General features: G+C 63.8%; 15 protein-coding genes. 3 read left to right on the forward strand and 12 right to left on the reverse strand.

Annotated elements, in window-relative coordinates; genetic code table 11:
* Positions 1–610: MFS transporter (locus SO156_RS38760; RefSeq protein WP_498538438.1), on the forward strand; the 610-nt coding region annotated here is incomplete at its 5' end.
* A 132-nt stretch (positions 611–742) separates the two neighbouring features.
* Here the strand turns inward: SO156_RS38760 and SO156_RS38765 are convergent.
* Positions 743–1,237, reverse strand: a complete 495-nt coding sequence (locus SO156_RS38765) for a VOC family protein (RefSeq protein WP_498538439.1) — start codon at positions 1,235–1,237, stop codon at positions 743–745.
* A 215-nt stretch (positions 1,238–1,452) separates the two neighbouring features.
* Positions 1,453–1,998 (reverse strand): carboxymuconolactone decarboxylase family protein, encoded by a 546-nt coding sequence (locus tag SO156_RS38770; protein WP_498538440.1) that lies wholly within the window; start codon positions 1,996–1,998, stop codon positions 1,453–1,455.
* 157 nt (positions 1,999–2,155) lie between these two features.
* Here SO156_RS38770 and SO156_RS38775 point away from each other — a divergent pair, with 157 nt between their 5' ends.
* On the forward strand, positions 2,156–3,370 hold the full coding sequence (locus SO156_RS38775; protein WP_498538441.1) for an acyl-CoA dehydrogenase family protein: 1,215 nt from the start codon (positions 2,156–2,158) through the stop codon (positions 3,368–3,370).
* 152 nt (positions 3,371–3,522) lie between these two features.
* Positions 3,523–4,662: an acyl-CoA dehydrogenase family protein gene (locus tag SO156_RS38780; RefSeq protein ID WP_498538442.1), complete on the forward strand. Its 1,140-nt coding sequence runs from the start codon at positions 3,523–3,525 to the stop codon at positions 4,660–4,662.
* Between the two features lie 283 nt (positions 4,663–4,945).
* Here SO156_RS38780 and SO156_RS38785 read toward each other — a convergent pair whose 3' ends face one another.
* From SO156_RS38785 to SO156_RS38830, 10 genes are all read right to left on the reverse strand, one after another.
* Entirely contained in the window at positions 4,946–5,983 is a 1,038-nt protein-coding gene (locus SO156_RS38785; RefSeq protein ID WP_498538443.1) for an amino acid ABC transporter substrate-binding protein, read from the reverse strand.
* Positions 5,984–6,093: 110 nt separating this feature from the next.
* Positions 6,094–6,687 (reverse strand): L,D-transpeptidase, encoded by a 594-nt coding sequence (locus tag SO156_RS38790; protein WP_498538444.1) that lies wholly within the window; start codon positions 6,685–6,687, stop codon positions 6,094–6,096.
* A gap of 184 nt (positions 6,688–6,871) precedes the next feature.
* On the reverse strand, positions 6,872–7,858 hold the full coding sequence (locus tag SO156_RS38795; RefSeq protein WP_458145991.1) for a hypothetical protein: 987 nt from the start codon (positions 7,856–7,858) through the stop codon (positions 6,872–6,874).
* A gap of 101 nt (positions 7,859–7,959) precedes the next feature.
* A complete protein-coding gene (locus SO156_RS38800) occupies positions 7,960–8,523 on the reverse strand; it encodes a thioredoxin family protein (RefSeq protein ID WP_458145990.1) in 564 nt (187 codons plus the stop codon).
* 30 nt (positions 8,524–8,553) lie between these two features.
* On the reverse strand, positions 8,554–9,252 hold the full coding sequence (locus SO156_RS38805; protein WP_458145989.1) for a cytochrome c biogenesis CcdA family protein: 699 nt from the start codon (positions 9,250–9,252) through the stop codon (positions 8,554–8,556).
* 470 nt (positions 9,253–9,722) lie between these two features.
* The gene (locus SO156_RS38810) at positions 9,723–10,334 is read right to left on the reverse strand and encodes a sigma-70 family RNA polymerase sigma factor (protein ID WP_458145988.1); all 612 of its coding nucleotides are present in this window, start codon (positions 10,332–10,334) and stop codon (positions 9,723–9,725) included.
* Between the two features lie 304 nt (positions 10,335–10,638).
* Positions 10,639–11,376, reverse strand: a complete 738-nt coding sequence (locus SO156_RS38815; RefSeq protein ID WP_498538445.1) for a response regulator — start codon at positions 11,374–11,376, stop codon at positions 10,639–10,641.
* Positions 11,377–11,400: 24 nt separating this feature from the next.
* Positions 11,401–13,149, reverse strand: a complete 1,749-nt coding sequence (locus SO156_RS38820; protein WP_498538446.1) for an ATP-binding response regulator — start codon at positions 13,147–13,149, stop codon at positions 11,401–11,403.
* Positions 13,119–15,194 (reverse strand): sensor histidine kinase, encoded by a 2,076-nt coding sequence (locus SO156_RS38825; protein WP_498538447.1) that lies wholly within the window; start codon positions 15,192–15,194, stop codon positions 13,119–13,121. The genes SO156_RS38820 and SO156_RS38825 overlap by 31 nt, the downstream gene beginning before the upstream one ends.
* A 6-nt stretch (positions 15,195–15,200) precedes the next feature.
* Positions 15,201–16,196 (reverse strand): TRAP transporter substrate-binding protein, encoded by a 996-nt coding sequence (locus SO156_RS38830; RefSeq protein ID WP_498538448.1) that lies wholly within the window; start codon positions 16,194–16,196, stop codon positions 15,201–15,203.
* Between the last annotated feature and the right edge of the window lie 203 nt (positions 16,197–16,399).

Genomic DNA, 16,399 nt, shown 5'->3' on the forward strand with positions numbered 1-16,399 from the left:
GCTTCGCATCGTGCGGCAGCCGCGCTTCATCGCGGCGGCGCTGTGCGGCGTGATCGCCTATCCCATGATGAACCTGGTGATGACCTCGGCGCCGCTCGCCATGAAGCTCTGCGGCCTCAGCGTCAGCGATTCCAATTTCGGCATTCAATGGCACATTGTCGCCATGTACGGCCCGAGCTTCTTCACCGGCGCCTTGATCGCACGCTTCGGCGCGCCGAAGATCGTCGCCACCGGCCTCTTGCTGGAGGCGGGCGCCGCGGCGATCGGCCTCTCCGGCATCACCGCGATGCACTTCTGGGCGACGCTGATCGTGCTCGGGGTGGGGTGGAATTTCTCCTTCATCGGCGCCTCCGCGCTGGTGCTGGAGACGCACCGCCCGAACGAACGCAACAAGGTGCAGGCGTTCAACGATTTCCTCGTCTTCGGCATGATGGCGATCGGTTCGTTCTCCTCGGGACAGTTGCTCGCGAATTACGGCTGGTCTGCGGTGAACATGGTGGTGTTCCCGCCGGTGCTGCTGGGCCTGGCGGTCCTCTCGTTCGCCTCCTGGGCGCGCCGTCGCAAGGCGCGGCTGGAAGCCGCGATGGGCGAGTTTCCGGATGCGATTTGACGTAGTTCTGCTGAGTTCTTCCCGCGGGGTCGGAATCGTAGGGTGGGCAAAGGCGCGGAGCGCCGTGCCCACCATCTCTTCACGATTGCGACAGAAGTGGTGGGCACGCTCCGCTTTGCCCACCCTACGAAGTCACGTCTCCCGCTGCTTCAGCAAATCCTCCAGATCCAGCCGCTTCGTAAACATCGCCAACTTCCCATCCGGCCCAAACGGCCACTGCTCCCGCGGCCGGTCCCAATAGAGCTCGACGCCGTTCTCGTCGGGATCGCGCAAATAGAGCGCCTCGGACACGCCATGGTCGCTCGCGCCGTCGAGTGCAATGCCAGCGGAGAGCACGCGATGCAGCGCATCTGCAAGCGCCGGCCGCGTCGGATAGAGGATCGCAGTGTGATAGAGCCCGGTCGTGCCCGGCGGTGGCGGCGAGCCGCCCTTGCTCTCCCAGGTGTTGAGGCCGATGTGATGATGATAGCCGCCCGCCGAGATGAAGGCCGCGCCGGAGCCCATGCGCTGCATCAGCTCAAAACCCAGCACGCCGCAATAGAAGCCGAGCGCGCGATCGAGATCGGCGACCTTCAGGTGAACATGGCCGATGCGGGTGCCTGCGTTGACGGCGGGATTTGGTGACATGCTGCTGCTCCGTTACTCCACACCACATAGGGACTGCTGCGGGACAGAGGAACTGGCCCATACCGAAACTCAGCGTTTCCGGATCGGCAACCAGCATGATCCGGAAAAGTGCCTAGCGGTTTCCCTCGCGACAAACGCGGAACGCGTTTGCGCGGAGATCATGCTCAAACAACAACCTAAAGCGCGATGACGAATCTTCCCAATCTCATCGCGCTTTAGCTCAGCTCCGACACGGCCCCCTCCGGCAGATCGAATTCAAAGCTGTTCAGCGTCATCGACACCAGCGTGTAGTAGCCGCACAGCCCGATTACCTCGACGACTCCGCGCTCGCCGAGCAGCGCGACGGCCTCGTCGTAGAGTCCCTTCTCGACGCCGTGGCCCTCGTGCAGCGACTTGGCGACGTCGTAGATCATCTTGCCTCTGGGATCGTCGAACTCCGGCGTGCGGCGGTCGCGGATCGCGTCGATAATCTCCGGCTCCATCCCGCCCTGAAGCGCCAGGCGCTTGTGCGCGTACCATTCGTAATGCGAGGTCCAATGCCGCGCCGTCACGAGAATTGCGATCTCCGAGAGCTTTGCGGGAAATACGGTGTTGAAGCGCAGGACCTCGCCGAGCCGCGTGGCGTGGCGCGCCATCTCCGGGCTGTTGAGCCAGGCCATCATCGGTGCCGGCGGCTTGCCGCGTTTTCCGGCAATCGACTCGTCATAGGTCTGCCGCTGGTCGTCGCTCATTTCGCCAGGCGAAAGTAGCTTCAGGCGCATTGTCGTTTCCTCTGTGTTTTCAAGCCTTGCCGTGCTGACGACTATAGCCTGACGAAGAACGGTGTGAGTAGGTGGAGCATACGGAATAGGTTGAATTCCGCGGTGCGATGGCCCAGAGTCATAGCAACAAGCTGACCTTGATGGACGGAAGCGACCCATGACCGACTCAAAAGCGCCGGATTTCGAATCAACCGAGCTCGAAACATTTCGCAACGAGACCCGCGCCTGGCTGGAGGCCAACTGCCCGCCAGAGATGCGCAAGCCCGCGACGTCGGACGCCGACGTGTTCTGGGGCGGGCGCAATGCGAAATTTTCGTCCGAGCCGCAGCGCGTCTGGTTCGAGCGCATGCGCGACAAGGGTTGGACGGTGCCGGATTGGCCGAAGGAATATGGCGGTGGTGGTCTGTCGCCTGCCGAGCACAAGGTGCTACGCGCGGAGATGGCTAAGATTGGCGCACGTCCGCCGCTGTCGAGCTTCGGCATCTGGATGCTCGGCCCGGCTCTGCTCAAATACGGCAACGAAGCGCAGAAGAAGGAGCATCTGCCGAAGATCGCGGCGGGACTGATCCGCTGGTGCCAGGGTTATTCCGAGCCCAATGCCGGCTCCGATCTCGCTTCGCTACAGACCCGCGCGGAGAGCGACGGCGACGATTTCGTCGTCACCGGCCAGAAGATCTGGACGTCCTATGCGAACTACGCCGACTGGATCTTCTGCCTGGTGCGGACCGATCCGGCGGCGAAGAAGCACGACGGCATCAGCTTCATCCTGTTCGACATGACCTCGAAGGGTGTCTCGACCAAGCCGATCCTTCTGATCTCCGGCTATTCGCCGTTCTGCGAGACCTTCTTCGACAATGTCCGCGTGCCGAAATCTCACGTGGTTGGCACCGTCAACCGCGGCTGGGACGTTGCAAAATATCTGCTGCAGCACGAGCGCGCGATGATCTCGGGCATGGGCGAGCGCGGCGTCGGCCGCCCGCTCGGTCAGATCGCTGCCGATTCCGTCGGCGCCGATGCGCAGGGCAAGCTCGACGATGCGATGCTGCGCGGCCAGATCGCGAGCTTCGATGTCGATGAAGCGGCGCTCGCAGCCTGCGCCGAGCGCGCGGTCGACCTCGCCAAGGCGGGACAGGCGCATCCGGCGTTCTCATCCGCAATGAAATATTACGGTACCGAGCTCAACAAGCGCCGCTACGAGATCCTGATGTCGGCCGGCGGCGTCGACGCGCTGGAATGGGAGAGCGAGCGTTCCAGGCAAGGCGCCCGCCCGCGCGCCTGGCTGCGCACCAAGGCCAACTCGATCGAGGGCGGTACGTCCGAGGTCATGCTCGGCATCGTCGCAAAACGCATCCTCGATCTGCCGGGGGCGTGAGGCGTTCCGTCGTTCCGGGGCGCGCGAGAGCGCGAACCCCAATGCGCAATTGCGCATTGTGGAACCTCGAGATTCCGGGTTCGATGCTGCGCATCGCCCGGAATGACACGAACAACAAACATGCATTTCGCCAGACGTTAGAGATTTGAATCATGGCCCTCGTCCTCACCGAAGAACAATCGATGCTCCGCGACTCTGCGCGCGGGCTGATCAGCGACAAGGCGCCGGTGTCGCATCTGCGGCACCTGCGCGACTCAAAGGATCCGACCGGCTTCTCCAAGGAGCTGTGGCACTCCTTCGCCGAGATGGGCTTTGCCGGCCTCCTCGTGCCGGAAGAGTTCGGCGGCAGCGGCCTCGGCTGCGTCGAAGCCGGAATCGTCATGGAGGAGATCGGTCGCACGCTGATGCCGTCGCCGTTCCTGGCGACAAGCGTGGTCGCCGCGTCCGCGCTCACGCGTGGCGGCAATGCCGCGCAGAAATCCGACTACTTGCCGAAGATCTCGAACGGCTCGCTGCTCGCCAGCCTCGCGATCGACGAAGGCGCCAAGCACCGGCCGCTCCAGACCAATCTGCAAGCCGTCCGCGCCGGCAACGGTTTCAAGCTTTCCGGCGCCAAGGCGCTGGTCGTCGACGGCCATGTCGCCGACTTGTTCATCGTTGCGGCGCGCACGGCGGGCTCCGCCGGCGAACGCGAGGGCCTGACGCTGTTCCTGGTCAACCCTGCGGCCAAGGGCGTTGCCATCGAGCGCACCATCATGGTCGATGCACACAATGCGGCGCGCATCGAGTTCAATAATGTCGAGGTCAATGCCGACAGCGTGCTCGGCGAGTTCGATCGGGGCGCCGAGCTGCTCGACGGCGTGCTCGATATCGGCCGCGGAGCGGTCGCCTCCGAAATGGTGGGCCTGAGCGAAGAGGTGTTCGGCCGCACCGTCGAGTACCTCAAGCAGCGCAAGCAGTTCGGCAAGCTGATCGGCGAATTCCAGGCGCTCCAGCACCGTGCCGCCGAGCTCTATGTTGACATCGAGATCACCCGCGCCGCCGTCATGAAGGCGATGCAGGCGCTCGATGCCGATGCCGCCAAGGCCGCGTCAGCCGTCGCGGTCGCGAAAGCGCGCGCCGGCACTACTGCGACCCGTGCGGTTCAGGAAGGCGTGCAGATGCATGGCGGCATGGGCATGACCGACCAGTTCGACATCGGCTTCTTTATGAAGCGCGCCCGCGTCTGCGAGGAATTGTTCGGCGATGCCAACTACCATGCCGAGCAGCTGGCAAGGGCAAGGGGGTATTGAGGCGTATTGAGTGAGGCGAGGCGCAGCGCCGTCTCCCGGACGATGCTGCGCATCGCCTAGAGAACCATGAGAGCCTGGCTCTCGCATCTCGGACTTCATCCTTCGAGACGCGCGTTCCGCGCTCCTCAGGATGACGGGAGAGAGTGGCACTTGTGACGCCATTCGTCATGGCCGGGCTCGTCCCGGCCATCCACGCGCATCCGCGTATGCCGTGCCCAAAGACGTGGATGCCCGGGACAAGCCCGGGCATGACGATTGAGAGCGTGGCTGCGCTTGAAATCTACTACCGCATCGGCGGTGCGTACTGCACGCCACCCGCGTTCCAGAGCTGGTTCATGCCGCGCGGGATTTTCAGCTTGGATTTCTCCCCGATATTGCGCTCGTACATCTCGCCGTAATTGCCGACGTGGCGGATGATGCGCACGGCCCAGTCCTTGGTCAGCCCAAGCTGCTCGCCGTAATTGCCTTCGGTGCCGACGAGGCGCATCACTTCGGGCTTCTTCGACTTCAGGGCCTCGTCGATGTTCTCCGAGGTGACCCCTAACTCCTCGGCGTTGATCATGGCGTAGAGCGTCCACTTCACGATCATCATCCAGTCGTCGTCGCGCTGGCGCACGACGGGTGCGAGCGGCTCCTTGGAGATCATGTCCGGCAGGATCATGTGGTCGCCGGGCTTGGAAAGGTTGAGCCGCAGCGCATAGAGCTGGGAGACGTCGGCGGTCAGCGTGTCGCACTTGCCGCTGTCATAGGCCTTGACGACGTCCTCGAGCTTGTCGAACTTCACCTCTTCATACTTCATGTTGTTGGCACGGAAGTAGTCGGCGAGGTTGAGCAGCGTCGTGGTGCCCGACTGCACGCAGACCTTGCTGCCGTTGAGGTCCAGCGCGGTCTCCTTGTTGCGCGAGCGGGGCAGCATGAATCCTTCGCCATCGTAGTAGGCGACTGCCGGGAAATAGAGGTCGTAGTCGAGCTCACGCGCCATGCTCCAGGTCGAGTTGCGCGAGAGGATGTCGACCTTTCGGCTCTGCAATTCCTTGAAGCGCTCGCTGGCGTCGAGCGGAATAAACTTGGCCTTGCTCGGATCGTTGAAGATGGCCGCCGCCACCGCGCGGCAAAAATCGACGTCGAAGCCAGTCCAGTTGCCCTTGTCGTCGGGGATCGAGAAGCCCGGCAGGCCCTTGTTGACGCCGCAGAACACTTCGCCGCGCCGGACCGTGCGCTTCAGCGTGCGGGTGTCGTACATCTCATAGACAACGGCCAAAGCGCCGACCAGGACAGCGACCGCGAGCCCGATCAGCAGGCCGCCTCGAAAAGTGCGCATGATTTGTTTCTCTCGAAATAATCGGGAAAAGGAGTTTGGACGAAGGCGGAGAGCATGATCCGGAAAAGTCCGAAGCGGCTTGCCGAAAAATCATGCTCGAACGATAACCCTTAGAGTTCGGGCTTCTGCCGGATCACCACCTTGGTCCCGACCGGGACGCGATCGTAGAGATCGGCGACGTCATTGTTGACGAGACGGAAGCAGCCTGAAGACACCTTGGTGCCGATCGTATCAGGGCGGTTGGTGCCATGGATGCGGTAAACGGTGGTGCCGAGATACATGGCGCGGGCGCCGAGCGGATTGCCGGGGCCGCCGGCCATGAAGCGCGGCAGATAGGGCTGGCGCTGGATCATCTCCGGCGGCGGCGTCCAGTCCGGCCACTCCTTCTTGTTGGTGATGTTCACCAGTCCCTGCCACTGGAAACCGTCGCGGCCGACGCCGATGCCGTAGCGGATCGCGCGCCCGCCGGGCTGCACCAGATAGAGGTGACGCTCCGAGGTCGAGATGATGATGGTGCCGGGCGCTTCGGTCGTGCGGTAATAGACGACCTGCTTCTGCCATTCCGGATCGAGCTCGTAGCTGTCGTCCGCGATCAGGCCTGGCTCATCGCCGCGGTCGGGCTGCTGGGCGCAGGCGTAGGAGGTGGGGAGGATCAGGCCGAGTGCGGCGATCAACATCCCTGTCAGGCGACGAAAATCCGTCATTTCAAGCTCTCCCCGCTGCCACATTGCAAATCATTCGGAACCATCAAAACTCAGGGGCAGCTTCATGGCAAGTTAATGGCGCGCCCGGCTGGTATGTCACTAGGATGTTTTGGTTTTTTGACATGCCTCAATGCCACGAACAGGGGATATGGCGCGAAAAGCCGTGTCCGCGCGGCGAGGACTGCTAGATCCGGTTGTTCTCAGGCCCTATTCCGAGCCGCCGGACGATCTCGGTGCCCACGGCGCGTGCCTCTGGCCGCGAGCCGATGCGGGGGCTGCGAAACCTTTGTCCGGACCGCAATCTGATCGCGACGATGCAGTGCTCGTCCTCGGATCGACCGCGGCGCTCGACCGTGATCGCCTCGACGTCGCGCCCCTCGATATGGTCCGCGCGCAAGCTACCGTCGCCCGACAAGCGTTCAACGCGAACATCGCCCTGCCGGATGATCCAGAAGGCGCCCGTCACGAGATTGGCATATCTGTGAACGGCGAACGCGGCGACCGCGCCGATCGGCAGCAGCAGGATGTCGACCAGGCCGGGCGACAGACCGCGCCAGAGCTTGTAGGCGTAGGGAACGGCGGACAGTCCGGCGACGATCAATGCAACGATCCTGATGTCCCTGTTGGAGAACGGCTCGACGGGCTCGCCGAGATGCATCTCGGGATTGGCGGCATCGAGCGGATTGACCGGTGGCTCGACATTGGGAACGCCGAACTGCGCGGCGATCCGGGCAACGGTGTCGCGGACATGCGTGACGTCGGAGATGGGTGGGGACGTCAGGCGCTCCCCCGACGCAAGCGTGAAGGCCAGATGGAAGCGCGTCGTGGACGCCTTGCGCGCCTGGACCTGTCCCTGGACCTGCAGTTGCGAGATTTCGTCCTTCGCGACGATCCGGGTGCGAAGCCGTCCGAACGGGCGCTGCTGACCGATCAGGATTTCATTCGGCGTGATGATCCACACCACCGCCGGTGCAAGCATGACGCCGCCGATGAACGCCGCTCCGAGGAGCAGCGCGAGCACGGAGATGACCAGTTCCAGGACATCGTGCGCAAACAAGCCTGGCGTGAAGCAAAGCGAAACGATTGCCGCGAAGCCGGCGATCACCAGCCGCTGCGCAATTGAGGAGCCTTCACGAAGGCGGATGTCGTCGCTGGTGGTGGCGTCGTCCATTTCGGGCGGTCGATTCCGTCGGCACGAAACTCCACGGACGGGTCCGTGGAGTCAAGCAACAACGGCGGCATGCGAGCCGGCCTCGTGATGTCCGCGCGGGATCAGCTATTGGCATTGAGCAGGCGAGCGACCGTGCGGTCGATCGTATCATAACTGCCTTCGCCTTCGTGCTGGAAGACGATCTTGCCGCTCTGGTCGATGATGTATTGCGCCGGCCAATACTGGTTGCGGTAGGCATTCCAGGTCCGGGAGTCGTTGTCCTGCGCCACCGGATAGCTGATGCCGTGACGCTTCAGCGCGGCTTGCACGTTGGAAGCAGAGCGCTCGAACGGAAATTCCGGCGTGTGCACGCCGACCACGACCAGGCCCTTGTCCCTGTACTTGGCGTAGAGCTCGGTGACATGCGGCAATGTGTTGACGCAGTTGACGCAGCCATAGGTCCAGAAATCCACCAGCACCACCTTGCCGCGGAGGTCGGCGAGGCTCAGCGGCTTCGAGTTGAACCAGTTGCTGATGCCGGTGAAGTCCGGTGCGGTGTCCTGGCTGGCGGCCGCGACCTTGATCGACGCCGCGGGCGCGGCCTCGTCGCAGATGCCGGGAATGACGGCGCCGGTCACAGCGAGGCCGATCAGTGCGGCGGAGACGGCGAGCAGTTTGAGAGTCATGGAAACGTCCTCCGGTGAGATGTGGGGTGATCACAGGCCGATCTGGCCGGTGGGATAGAACCCGGTGAGCCACGCCACGATCAGCGTGTCGTATTGGAAGTAGGCGGCGAGCGCGAAGGCAATCACGACGACGCCAAAGGCCTGCTGCAGACGCGGCGAGATGCGCGCGATGCTGGCCACGCGCGTGGTCACGGCCTGTCCGCCATAGGCAATCGCAAGCATCGGCAGCGCCGCGCCGATAGCATAGGCGATCAGAAGCGTGCCGGCCCAGGCCAGGTTCTTCGAGGTTGCCACCAGGGTGAGGATCGAGCCGAGCACGGGCCCTGCGCAGGGCGTCCAGACGAGGCCGAGCGTGGTGCCGAGCACCAGCCCGCCAAGCGCGCCCTCGCGCTGCGCGTTCTGCGATGTGCCCAAATCAAGCCAGCCATGAAGCCGGATCGACAGCCACTCGAACGGCGCCGGCCACAGCATCAGCAGGCCGAAGCCAAGCAGCAGAATGGCCGCAGCCGAACGCAGCACGTTCGGGTCGAAGTCGAACAGGTGCGTGATCGCGCCGAGCAGTAGCGCAGTTGCGGAAAACGAGATGACGAAGCCCAGCGCAATCATCGCCGGCCGCAGGCGTCCCGCGCGGCCGATGGATGCCCCGAGCAGGATCGGCAGCACCGGCAGCGTGCAGGGCGCGGCGATGGTGAGGACGCCGGCAAGGACAGCAAAGATCAGGTCGAGCATCGGGGCACTCGTGGATGGGGTCACGAGGCTATTCGGGACGAAGCCGCACGTCGTTACAGAGCGTCACGCATTCGTGACGGGCAGCCGTCGCCGTCTGCTCCGCTGCGTTCGCTCCCCCTTGTGGGGGAGGGTTAGGGAGGGGGTAGCCCCGGGCGAAGTCGGAGTTCGTGGCACCCCCCTGCCTGCCCCTCCCCGCAAGGGGGGAATGAGAGAACGGTACGCACCTCACTCAAGCGCGTCGCACCAGCGCCTCGTGACCACCCCCAAATATAAAACGACCCGGAGGCGGGCACACCGTCCGGGTCGTTGGAGGTCCTTGGGAGGTTTAAGCAAACCGTATGGAGCTTTATACGGGGGAAGTTTTTCCGCCTGATGTTGTGGTTCGTTTCAATTGTTTCGTCGGCGGTAACGCTTTCGTGTCCCGGGACAGGGCCGCAGATGCGGTCCCATCCCTTTGAAATCACAAATCTTTAGGCGGCGAAGCGGTCGACGCCGGCAACTTTCAGCAAATCGGCCAGTTGCTTACGGGCGTAGAACATCCGGGTCTTCACCGTGCTCTGGGGGATGCCGATGATCTGGCCGACCTCCTCCACCGATTTCTCGTGGTAGTAGACGAGATTGATGATCTCGCGATGCGCCGGCGACAGTTTTGCCACGCAGGCGCGCAGGATCGCGCTGGTGTCGTTGCGGTCGAGCGCCGTCTCCGGCGTGTCGTGCTCGTCCGGGATCTGGCGCACGTCTTCCTGGTCGATGTCCTCGAAGCGGCGCTGGCGCATTGCGGTCAGCGCCTTGAAGCGGGCGATCGAGAGCAGCCAGGTCGAGACTTGCGAGCGGCCCTGGAATTGGCTGGCGGTCCGCCACACGTCCAGGAAGACCTGGCTCACGAGGTCTTCAGCCGTGGTAGCGTCGCGCACGATGCGCAGGATGAAGCGGTACACCCGCACATTGTGACGGCAGTACAGGATGTGCATGGCCGTCCGGTTGCCGTCGGCAATGCTTTCCAGAAGCATTTCGTCCGATGTCGCCTGAGCGGCAATGATGCCCTCGCTGGCCTGGGCGTTGATGGCGACGACATTCTGCATGACTGGCTCCCCGTAGCGCCGCAACCGAGCGGCGTTTCCTTGGATCAAAGTGTTAAAGAGCCAGCGTTTCGGGACGTCTGCGCGACAAGCGGAAAATGGTTTCGTGCGCCGCCAAATTGTTTCGTCGCGAGGCTTGCGACGAAATATTCGGAGTAAAAAAATCAATTAATTCAATGTACGGGATTTACGGGGCTGCGGACCTTGCGGAGGCAGGAACGAATCTTTCATTTCCGCGTTCGCCGCCGCTCTAATCTCGATGTCGTCCTGGCTTTCGCCAGGAGGGCATCGCGATCCTTGATCGACGCTACGCCTTCTCGCCCGACGGCGAGAACAGATAGCCGCCGCCTCTGATCGTGCGGATCACGGCGGGCTTGGTCGGATCGGGCTCGATCTTGCGGCGGATGCGCATGATGCGCAGATCGACGGCGCGGTCGAAGGCCTCGGCGTCGCGCGCATTGGCGAGCTCGAGGAGACGCTCGCGCGACAGCACACGCTTCGGATTGGCTGCGAACACCTTGAGCAGCCCGAATTCGGATGCGGTCAGCGGATGCTCGTTGCCTTCGTCGTCGCGCAGCGCCTGCGCCTCGAGGTCGAGCCATTTGGTGCCGAAGCGCACGAGCTGATCCTTGTCGGATTTTGCCGCCGCCGTTTCCGTCGCCACCGCCTTCACCGGCGTGCTCCGCCGCAGCACCGAGCGGATGCGAGCCATCAGCTCGCGCAGCTCGCAGGGCTTGGCGACATAATCGTCGGCGCCGAGCTCGAGCCCTACGACGCGGTCGATCGGGCTCGCGGTCGCCGTGAGCATGATCACCGGAACGTTGATGCGGCGCTTGAGGTCGCGGATGATCGACAGGCCATCTTCCTCGGGCATGTTGAGATCGAGCACGACGAGATCGGGCATGCCGCCCTGGATCGCCGTGCGCAAGCTCTTGCCACCGTCACACAGCGTCACGGTGAAGCCGTGCATCTTGAGGTAATCGCCGACCATTTCCCGGGCCGGGGCCTCGTCGTCGACGATCATGATGTGCTGGCTCTGGGTCATGTCATTCAGATCCTGGCACTCAAACTATGGCAATTCGGTCGCGGGTAGCGTGATAGTGAAGATCGAGCCCTTGCCGGGGCCGCCGCTGGCGGCGGTCACCTCGCCGCCATGCATGTCGATAATACGCTTGACGATGGAAAGCCCAAGGCCTGTCGAGCTCTCGCCCGCGGTCGGTTTTGCGGAAAGCCGCTGGAATCGGCCGAAAAGGCGACCCAGATCCTCCGGCGACAGGCCCGCGCCCTCGTCGTTGACACGAATGACGGTGTCGTTGCCCTCATGCGTGACGGTCACGCCGATCTTGCCGCCGATCGGACTGTATTTGATCGCATTGCTGATCAAATTGTCGATCGCCTCGCGGATGCGATCGGTGTCGCACATGGTGACGATGTTTGCAGGCGCGGTGACGCTGATGGTTTGCTGCTTGTTGACGGCGAGCGGCTGGTTGGCCTCGGCGACCTCCTGGACCAGGGATGCGACGTCGACCGGCTCGCGGCGGATCGTGATGTCGAAAGCGTCGGCCATCGCGTCCGAGATCAGGTGATCGACCATCGTGGTCAGGCGCTTGGTGGCGTCGCGAATGTGATCGACCTGGGCGATGACGCCGCCGCTCGAGGCGCCCGTCGTGATCAGCTCCTTCAGCATCTCGGTGCGGCCGAGGATGACGCCGAGCGGATTCTTCAAGTCATGGGCGACGGTGCCGAGAATCTCGTTCTTGAAGCCGTTGGCGCGCTGCAAGCGCAGCCACTGCGCGGAGAGGCGCCGGTTGGCCTGCATCAGGGCACGGGTACGCTGGGCGACGCGGTCCTCGAGCTGGGTATTGGCGTCCTGGAGCTGCTGATAGAGGATGACGTTGTCGAAGGCGATCGAGAGCCGGCTGGAGAAGATCTCGACCAGCGAGCGGTCGGTTTCCGAGAGCTCGCGCTCGGCCTGCAAGAGCACCACGACCTCGCGGCCGCTGCCGGTGCGCAAATAGATCACGCTGCGGTGGTCGGCGAACTCGTTCTTGCGGCGCTGGAAGGCGGCCTCCACGAGCGCGCGCAGATCGGGGTCGAGCGCTTTCGAGGTGGTGGTGCCGATGAAGCGGCTGTAGCAGCCGGAGCCGGCCAGCACAGACAGTTCCGCGCCTGCCGCTCCGCCATTGTCGCGCAGCACCAGTATACCGGCGCAGTCGACATTGAGCAGCGAGGCGAGCTGGGTCAGCACGCCCTCGGCGAGCCGCTGCATCGACTTGAAGTCGTAGAGGGTGGAGGCGGCGTCGATGATGATCTCGAGCCCGCGCCTTGTCTGCACCATGCGCTCGAGCTGCTGATAGGAACGCAGCGCCGCGGTCAGCGAGGTGAACAGCTTGTCCGCGGTGAGCTCGGTCTTGGCCTTGTAGTCGTTGATGTCGTACTGGACGATGACGCGCCGTTCCGGCGCCTGGCCCGGCTGTCCCGTGCGCAGGATGATGCGGACGGTCTCGTTGCGGACCTCGTTGCGGATGAATTCGACGAGCTCGAGCCCCGCGACATCCGTCTCCATGATGACGTCGAGCAGCACGGCGGCGATGTCGTTGTGCTCGCGCATCAGCTTGCGGCCTTCGGCCGCCGAATAAGCGGAGAGGATTTCGAGACCCTGGCCGTTCAAGCTGTAGTCAGAGAGCGCAAAGCGCGTGCCGTCATGCACGGCCGGATCGTCGTCGATGACGGCGATCTTCCACTTCCGCGCAGTCGTATCCTCCGCCGTGGTGGCGGTGTCGTCGATCAGGTGGAGGACATCGTCCTGTTCGGCCATTGAGAAGTCCCGTCAGTCTCTGTGCTTTGCGTGCCGCCCTTGGCGACCCGGGGCATGATAATGCGAAAAGTGGTGCCTTGTCCCAGCTTGGATTCCAGCATCATCCGCCCGCCGAGCTGCTGGGTGACCAGGTTATAGACGATATGGAGGCCGAGACCCGTGCCGCCCTCATTGCGCCGGGTGGTAAAGAAAGGGTCAAAGGCCTGCCGCTGCACGTCCGGCGTCATGCCTGCGCCGTCGTCGACAAAGCTGAGCTCGATGTCATCAGACCCGCGCGGCCGTGCCGAGATCGAGATGGTGCCGGCGCGGCCGTCGGCGAAGGCGTGGTTGGCGGCGTTGAGGAACAGGTTGGTCAGGATCTGGCCATAGGAGCCGGGATAGCCGTCGAGCAGCAGCCCTTCCGGCACGTCGACTTTGAGCGTGATCGGCGAGCGCTTCAGCACCGGGCGCAGGCTGGCGATGATCTGGTCGGTGGCCTCGCTCAAGCTGAACTGCCGGCGCTCGGCATGGGAGCGGTCGACCGCGACCTGCTTGAACGACTGGATCAGCTCGCCGGCGCGCGTAAGGTTGGCGACGAGCTGCTGCGAGGCGTCGCGCGAGGACTGCACGAATTCTTCCAGCTGCGAGCGCCGCAGGCCGCCATCGCCCTTCAGCTGCGCCTCGAAGATCTCGCTGCGCCGGGCAAAGCTGGAAGCAACCGTGAGGCTGATGCCGATGGGGTTGTTGACCTCGTGGGCGACGCCGGCAACGAGGCCGCCGAGCGCGGCCAGCCGCTCGGCGTCGATCAGGTTCTGCTGTGCGGTATTGAGCTCCAGGAGCGCGCTCTCGGCCTTCTCCTTCGATGCGCGCAACTCGTCCTCGGTCTTGCGCTTGGCGATCGCGTTCTCGCGGAACACTTCCACCGCGCGCGCCATGGCGCCGACCTCGTCGCGCGCTTTGATGCCTTGCACTTCGCGGTCGAGATCGCCGATCGTGATCGCGCGCATCGCGGTCATGATCTGCTGCAGGGGCAGCCGGATCGACAAAGCGATCAGCACGCCGACGGTGAGGATGATGCCGAGGAAGATCACCGCGATCGACAGCACCCGCCGCGAAATGTCCGACAGCGTTCGGTCAAAGGTCTCCTGCGCCCGCTGCTCGCGCTGGCGCATCTTGGTCGAGAGGTCGTCGATGGCGCCGATGGCCTCGGCCTGGCTAGCGTCGATAGTGTTGCGCAAAAGATCGGTGCGGCTCATGAGCTGCTCGGAGAGGTTTGCAAAGCCCTCGCGTAGCGCGGTGGTGCGGGTGGCGAGCCGCTCCAGCGCCATCCGCTGGAGGTCGTTGTCGGCGAGATCCCTCATCACGGGGATGGTCTTCTCGATCGTCTCGGTGTTGCGGCGGGCGTCCTCGGCGGAGGCCGACGCCAGCGAGAGATAGTAGGAATTGGCCGCGACCAGCATGGCGGTGAAGGCTTCGCGGGACTTGCCCAGCGAGGGCCAGATCAGCGCGTCGCGATGGCCGGTCGCGCCTTCGATGATGGAATAGAGCCCGGCCATGTCCTTGGCGGGCCCCAGCACCTGGTCCTCATAAGTCTTGGCGATGGTCGCCTGCACGCTGCGCAATTCGCCAAAGCCGTTGAGGAAGCGCTCGGTGGTGCGCTCGAGCTCCTCGACCGAGCCCGACAGCATCGGGTCCTTGGCGGCGCGGTTGGTCAGCGTGCCCAGCACGGCCTCGCGCAGCAGCAGGATCTCGGCGAACAGGTCGGGGCTCGGCTGGTTGATGTAGCGGTGGATGAGGTTTTGCAGGCGTCCGGTCTCGCTTTCGAGCAGCGCCAGGATCTTGTCGGACTCGCGCACCTGGCGGAGATCGTCCCAGGCCGAGGCCAGCACTTGTGCCCCGTTCCAGATCATCGCCACGAGCACAATGACCACGGCGGAGTTCAGCGCCGCGATCGACAGGATGCGCCAGCGGATCGGAACGGCGCGCAGTACGCCGACGATGCGGGCGCGCAAGCGTCCGACCGGGCCGGGCGGCTTTTCCTTCTCGCTGTGTCCAAGCGCTGCCAAGCGGCCTCACTCCACCTTGCGAATACGTTCGATCAGCGCAGCCGCGGCAGGGTCCTGCGCGGCCTTGGCGTAGATGTCGGCCATCGCATCCTCGAACGGCTTGTGGTCGATATCCCTGATGATGGTGACGCCGGCAGCTTGTGCCTTGCGCTGCGACTGCTCCTCCAGATCACGCCACTTCTCGCGCATGAAGCGGCTGGAGCGCTGCGCGGCTTCGCGAAAAATCTGCTGGTCCTCCGCGGACAGGCTCCGCCAGGCCTTCAGCGAGATCACCAGCACCTCCGGGCTCATCGTGTGTTCGGTCAGCGTGTAGTAGCCGGCATATTTGTAATGGTCCGTGGTGACGAAGGACGGCCAGTTGTTTTCTGCGCCGTCGATCAGATGAGTCGCGAGCCCCGTGAGCACCTGCCCATAGGGCAATTCGACCGGCTCGGCGCCGAGCGATCGGATCATCGCCGACATCAACTCCGATTGCTGCACGCGGATCCGCAAGCCCCTGAGGTCGGCCACGCTCTTCACCGGCCGGACGCCGTTGTAGATCGACCGCGCGCCGGAATCGTAGAAGGCAAGGCCGACGAAACCGAAAGGCTCGAAGCTGCCGAGGATTTCGCGGCCAATCGGCCCGTCCAGCACTTTTTGCATGTGCTCGATGGAGCGGAACAGGAACGGCATTGCGAGCACATTCATCGCCGGGACGAAGTTGCCGATCAGCGCCACGTTGGTCCGGTTGAGGTCGATCGCGCCAGCCCGGGTCTGCTCGATCGTCTCCTTCTCCTCGCCGAGCTGGCGGGAGTGAAACACCTTGACCTCATGCCGGCCGCCGGTGCGTTCCGCGATCAGAGCGCCCATGTAATGCAGCGCCTGGACGGTCGGGTAATCCTCGGTCTGGGTGTCGGCGGCACGAAATTCGCGCGCAAACGTCCCCGTCGCGCACATCGCGAACAGGAACACGACGAAAACCATCCCGGTCCGCGAGAGTTCGGCACGGCTCAACACTGGCACACTCAACCCCTCAGTGATGGAGTCTATGGCGGGTAGAAAAGGTTCAATGCAATCTAGCAGAAGGTCAGGGGAACGCTATCCTGCCCGAGCGTGCTGAAGCTCCCACAACGTCATGGCCGGGCTTGTCCCGGCCATCCACGTCTTGCGGCGCGGTACAAAGAACGTGGATGCCCCGGACAGCCCGGGCATGACGTGGGCGCCTT

It is taken from the genome of Bradyrhizobium sp. UFLA05-125 (genome assembly GCF_059803515.1).

Excerpts from the sequence above, each read along its gene's own strand:
- SO156_RS38765 (WP_498538439.1), bottom strand. The coding sequence starts at position 1,237 with ATGTCACCAAATCCCGCCGTCAACGCAGGCACCCGCATCGGCCATGTT.
- SO156_RS38770 (WP_498538440.1), bottom strand. The coding sequence starts at position 1,998 with ATGCGCCTGAAGCTACTTTCGCCTGGCGAAATGAGCGACGACCAGCGG.
- SO156_RS38775 (WP_498538441.1), top strand. The coding sequence starts at position 2,156 with ATGACCGACTCAAAAGCGCCGGATTTCGAATCAACCGAGCTCGAAACA.
- SO156_RS38780 (WP_498538442.1), top strand. The coding sequence starts at position 3,523 with ATGGCCCTCGTCCTCACCGAAGAACAATCGATGCTCCGCGACTCTGCG.
- SO156_RS38785 (WP_498538443.1), bottom strand. The coding sequence starts at position 5,983 with ATGCGCACTTTTCGAGGCGGCCTGCTGATCGGGCTCGCGGTCGCTGTC.
- SO156_RS38790 (WP_498538444.1), bottom strand. The coding sequence starts at position 6,687 with ATGACGGATTTTCGTCGCCTGACAGGGATGTTGATCGCCGCACTCGGC.
- SO156_RS38795 (WP_458145991.1), bottom strand. The coding sequence starts at position 7,858 with ATGGACGACGCCACCACCAGCGACGACATCCGCCTTCGTGAAGGCTCC.
- SO156_RS38800 (WP_458145990.1), bottom strand. The coding sequence starts at position 8,523 with ATGACTCTCAAACTGCTCGCCGTCTCCGCCGCACTGATCGGCCTCGCT.
- SO156_RS38805 (WP_458145989.1), bottom strand. The coding sequence starts at position 9,252 with ATGCTCGACCTGATCTTTGCTGTCCTTGCCGGCGTCCTCACCATCGCC.
- SO156_RS38810 (WP_458145988.1), bottom strand. The coding sequence starts at position 10,334 with ATGCAGAATGTCGTCGCCATCAACGCCCAGGCCAGCGAGGGCATCATT.
- SO156_RS38815 (WP_498538445.1), bottom strand. The coding sequence starts at position 11,376 with ATGACCCAGAGCCAGCACATCATGATCGTCGACGACGAGGCCCCGGCC.
- SO156_RS38820 (WP_498538446.1), bottom strand. The coding sequence starts at position 13,149 with ATGGCCGAACAGGACGATGTCCTCCACCTGATCGACGACACCGCCACC.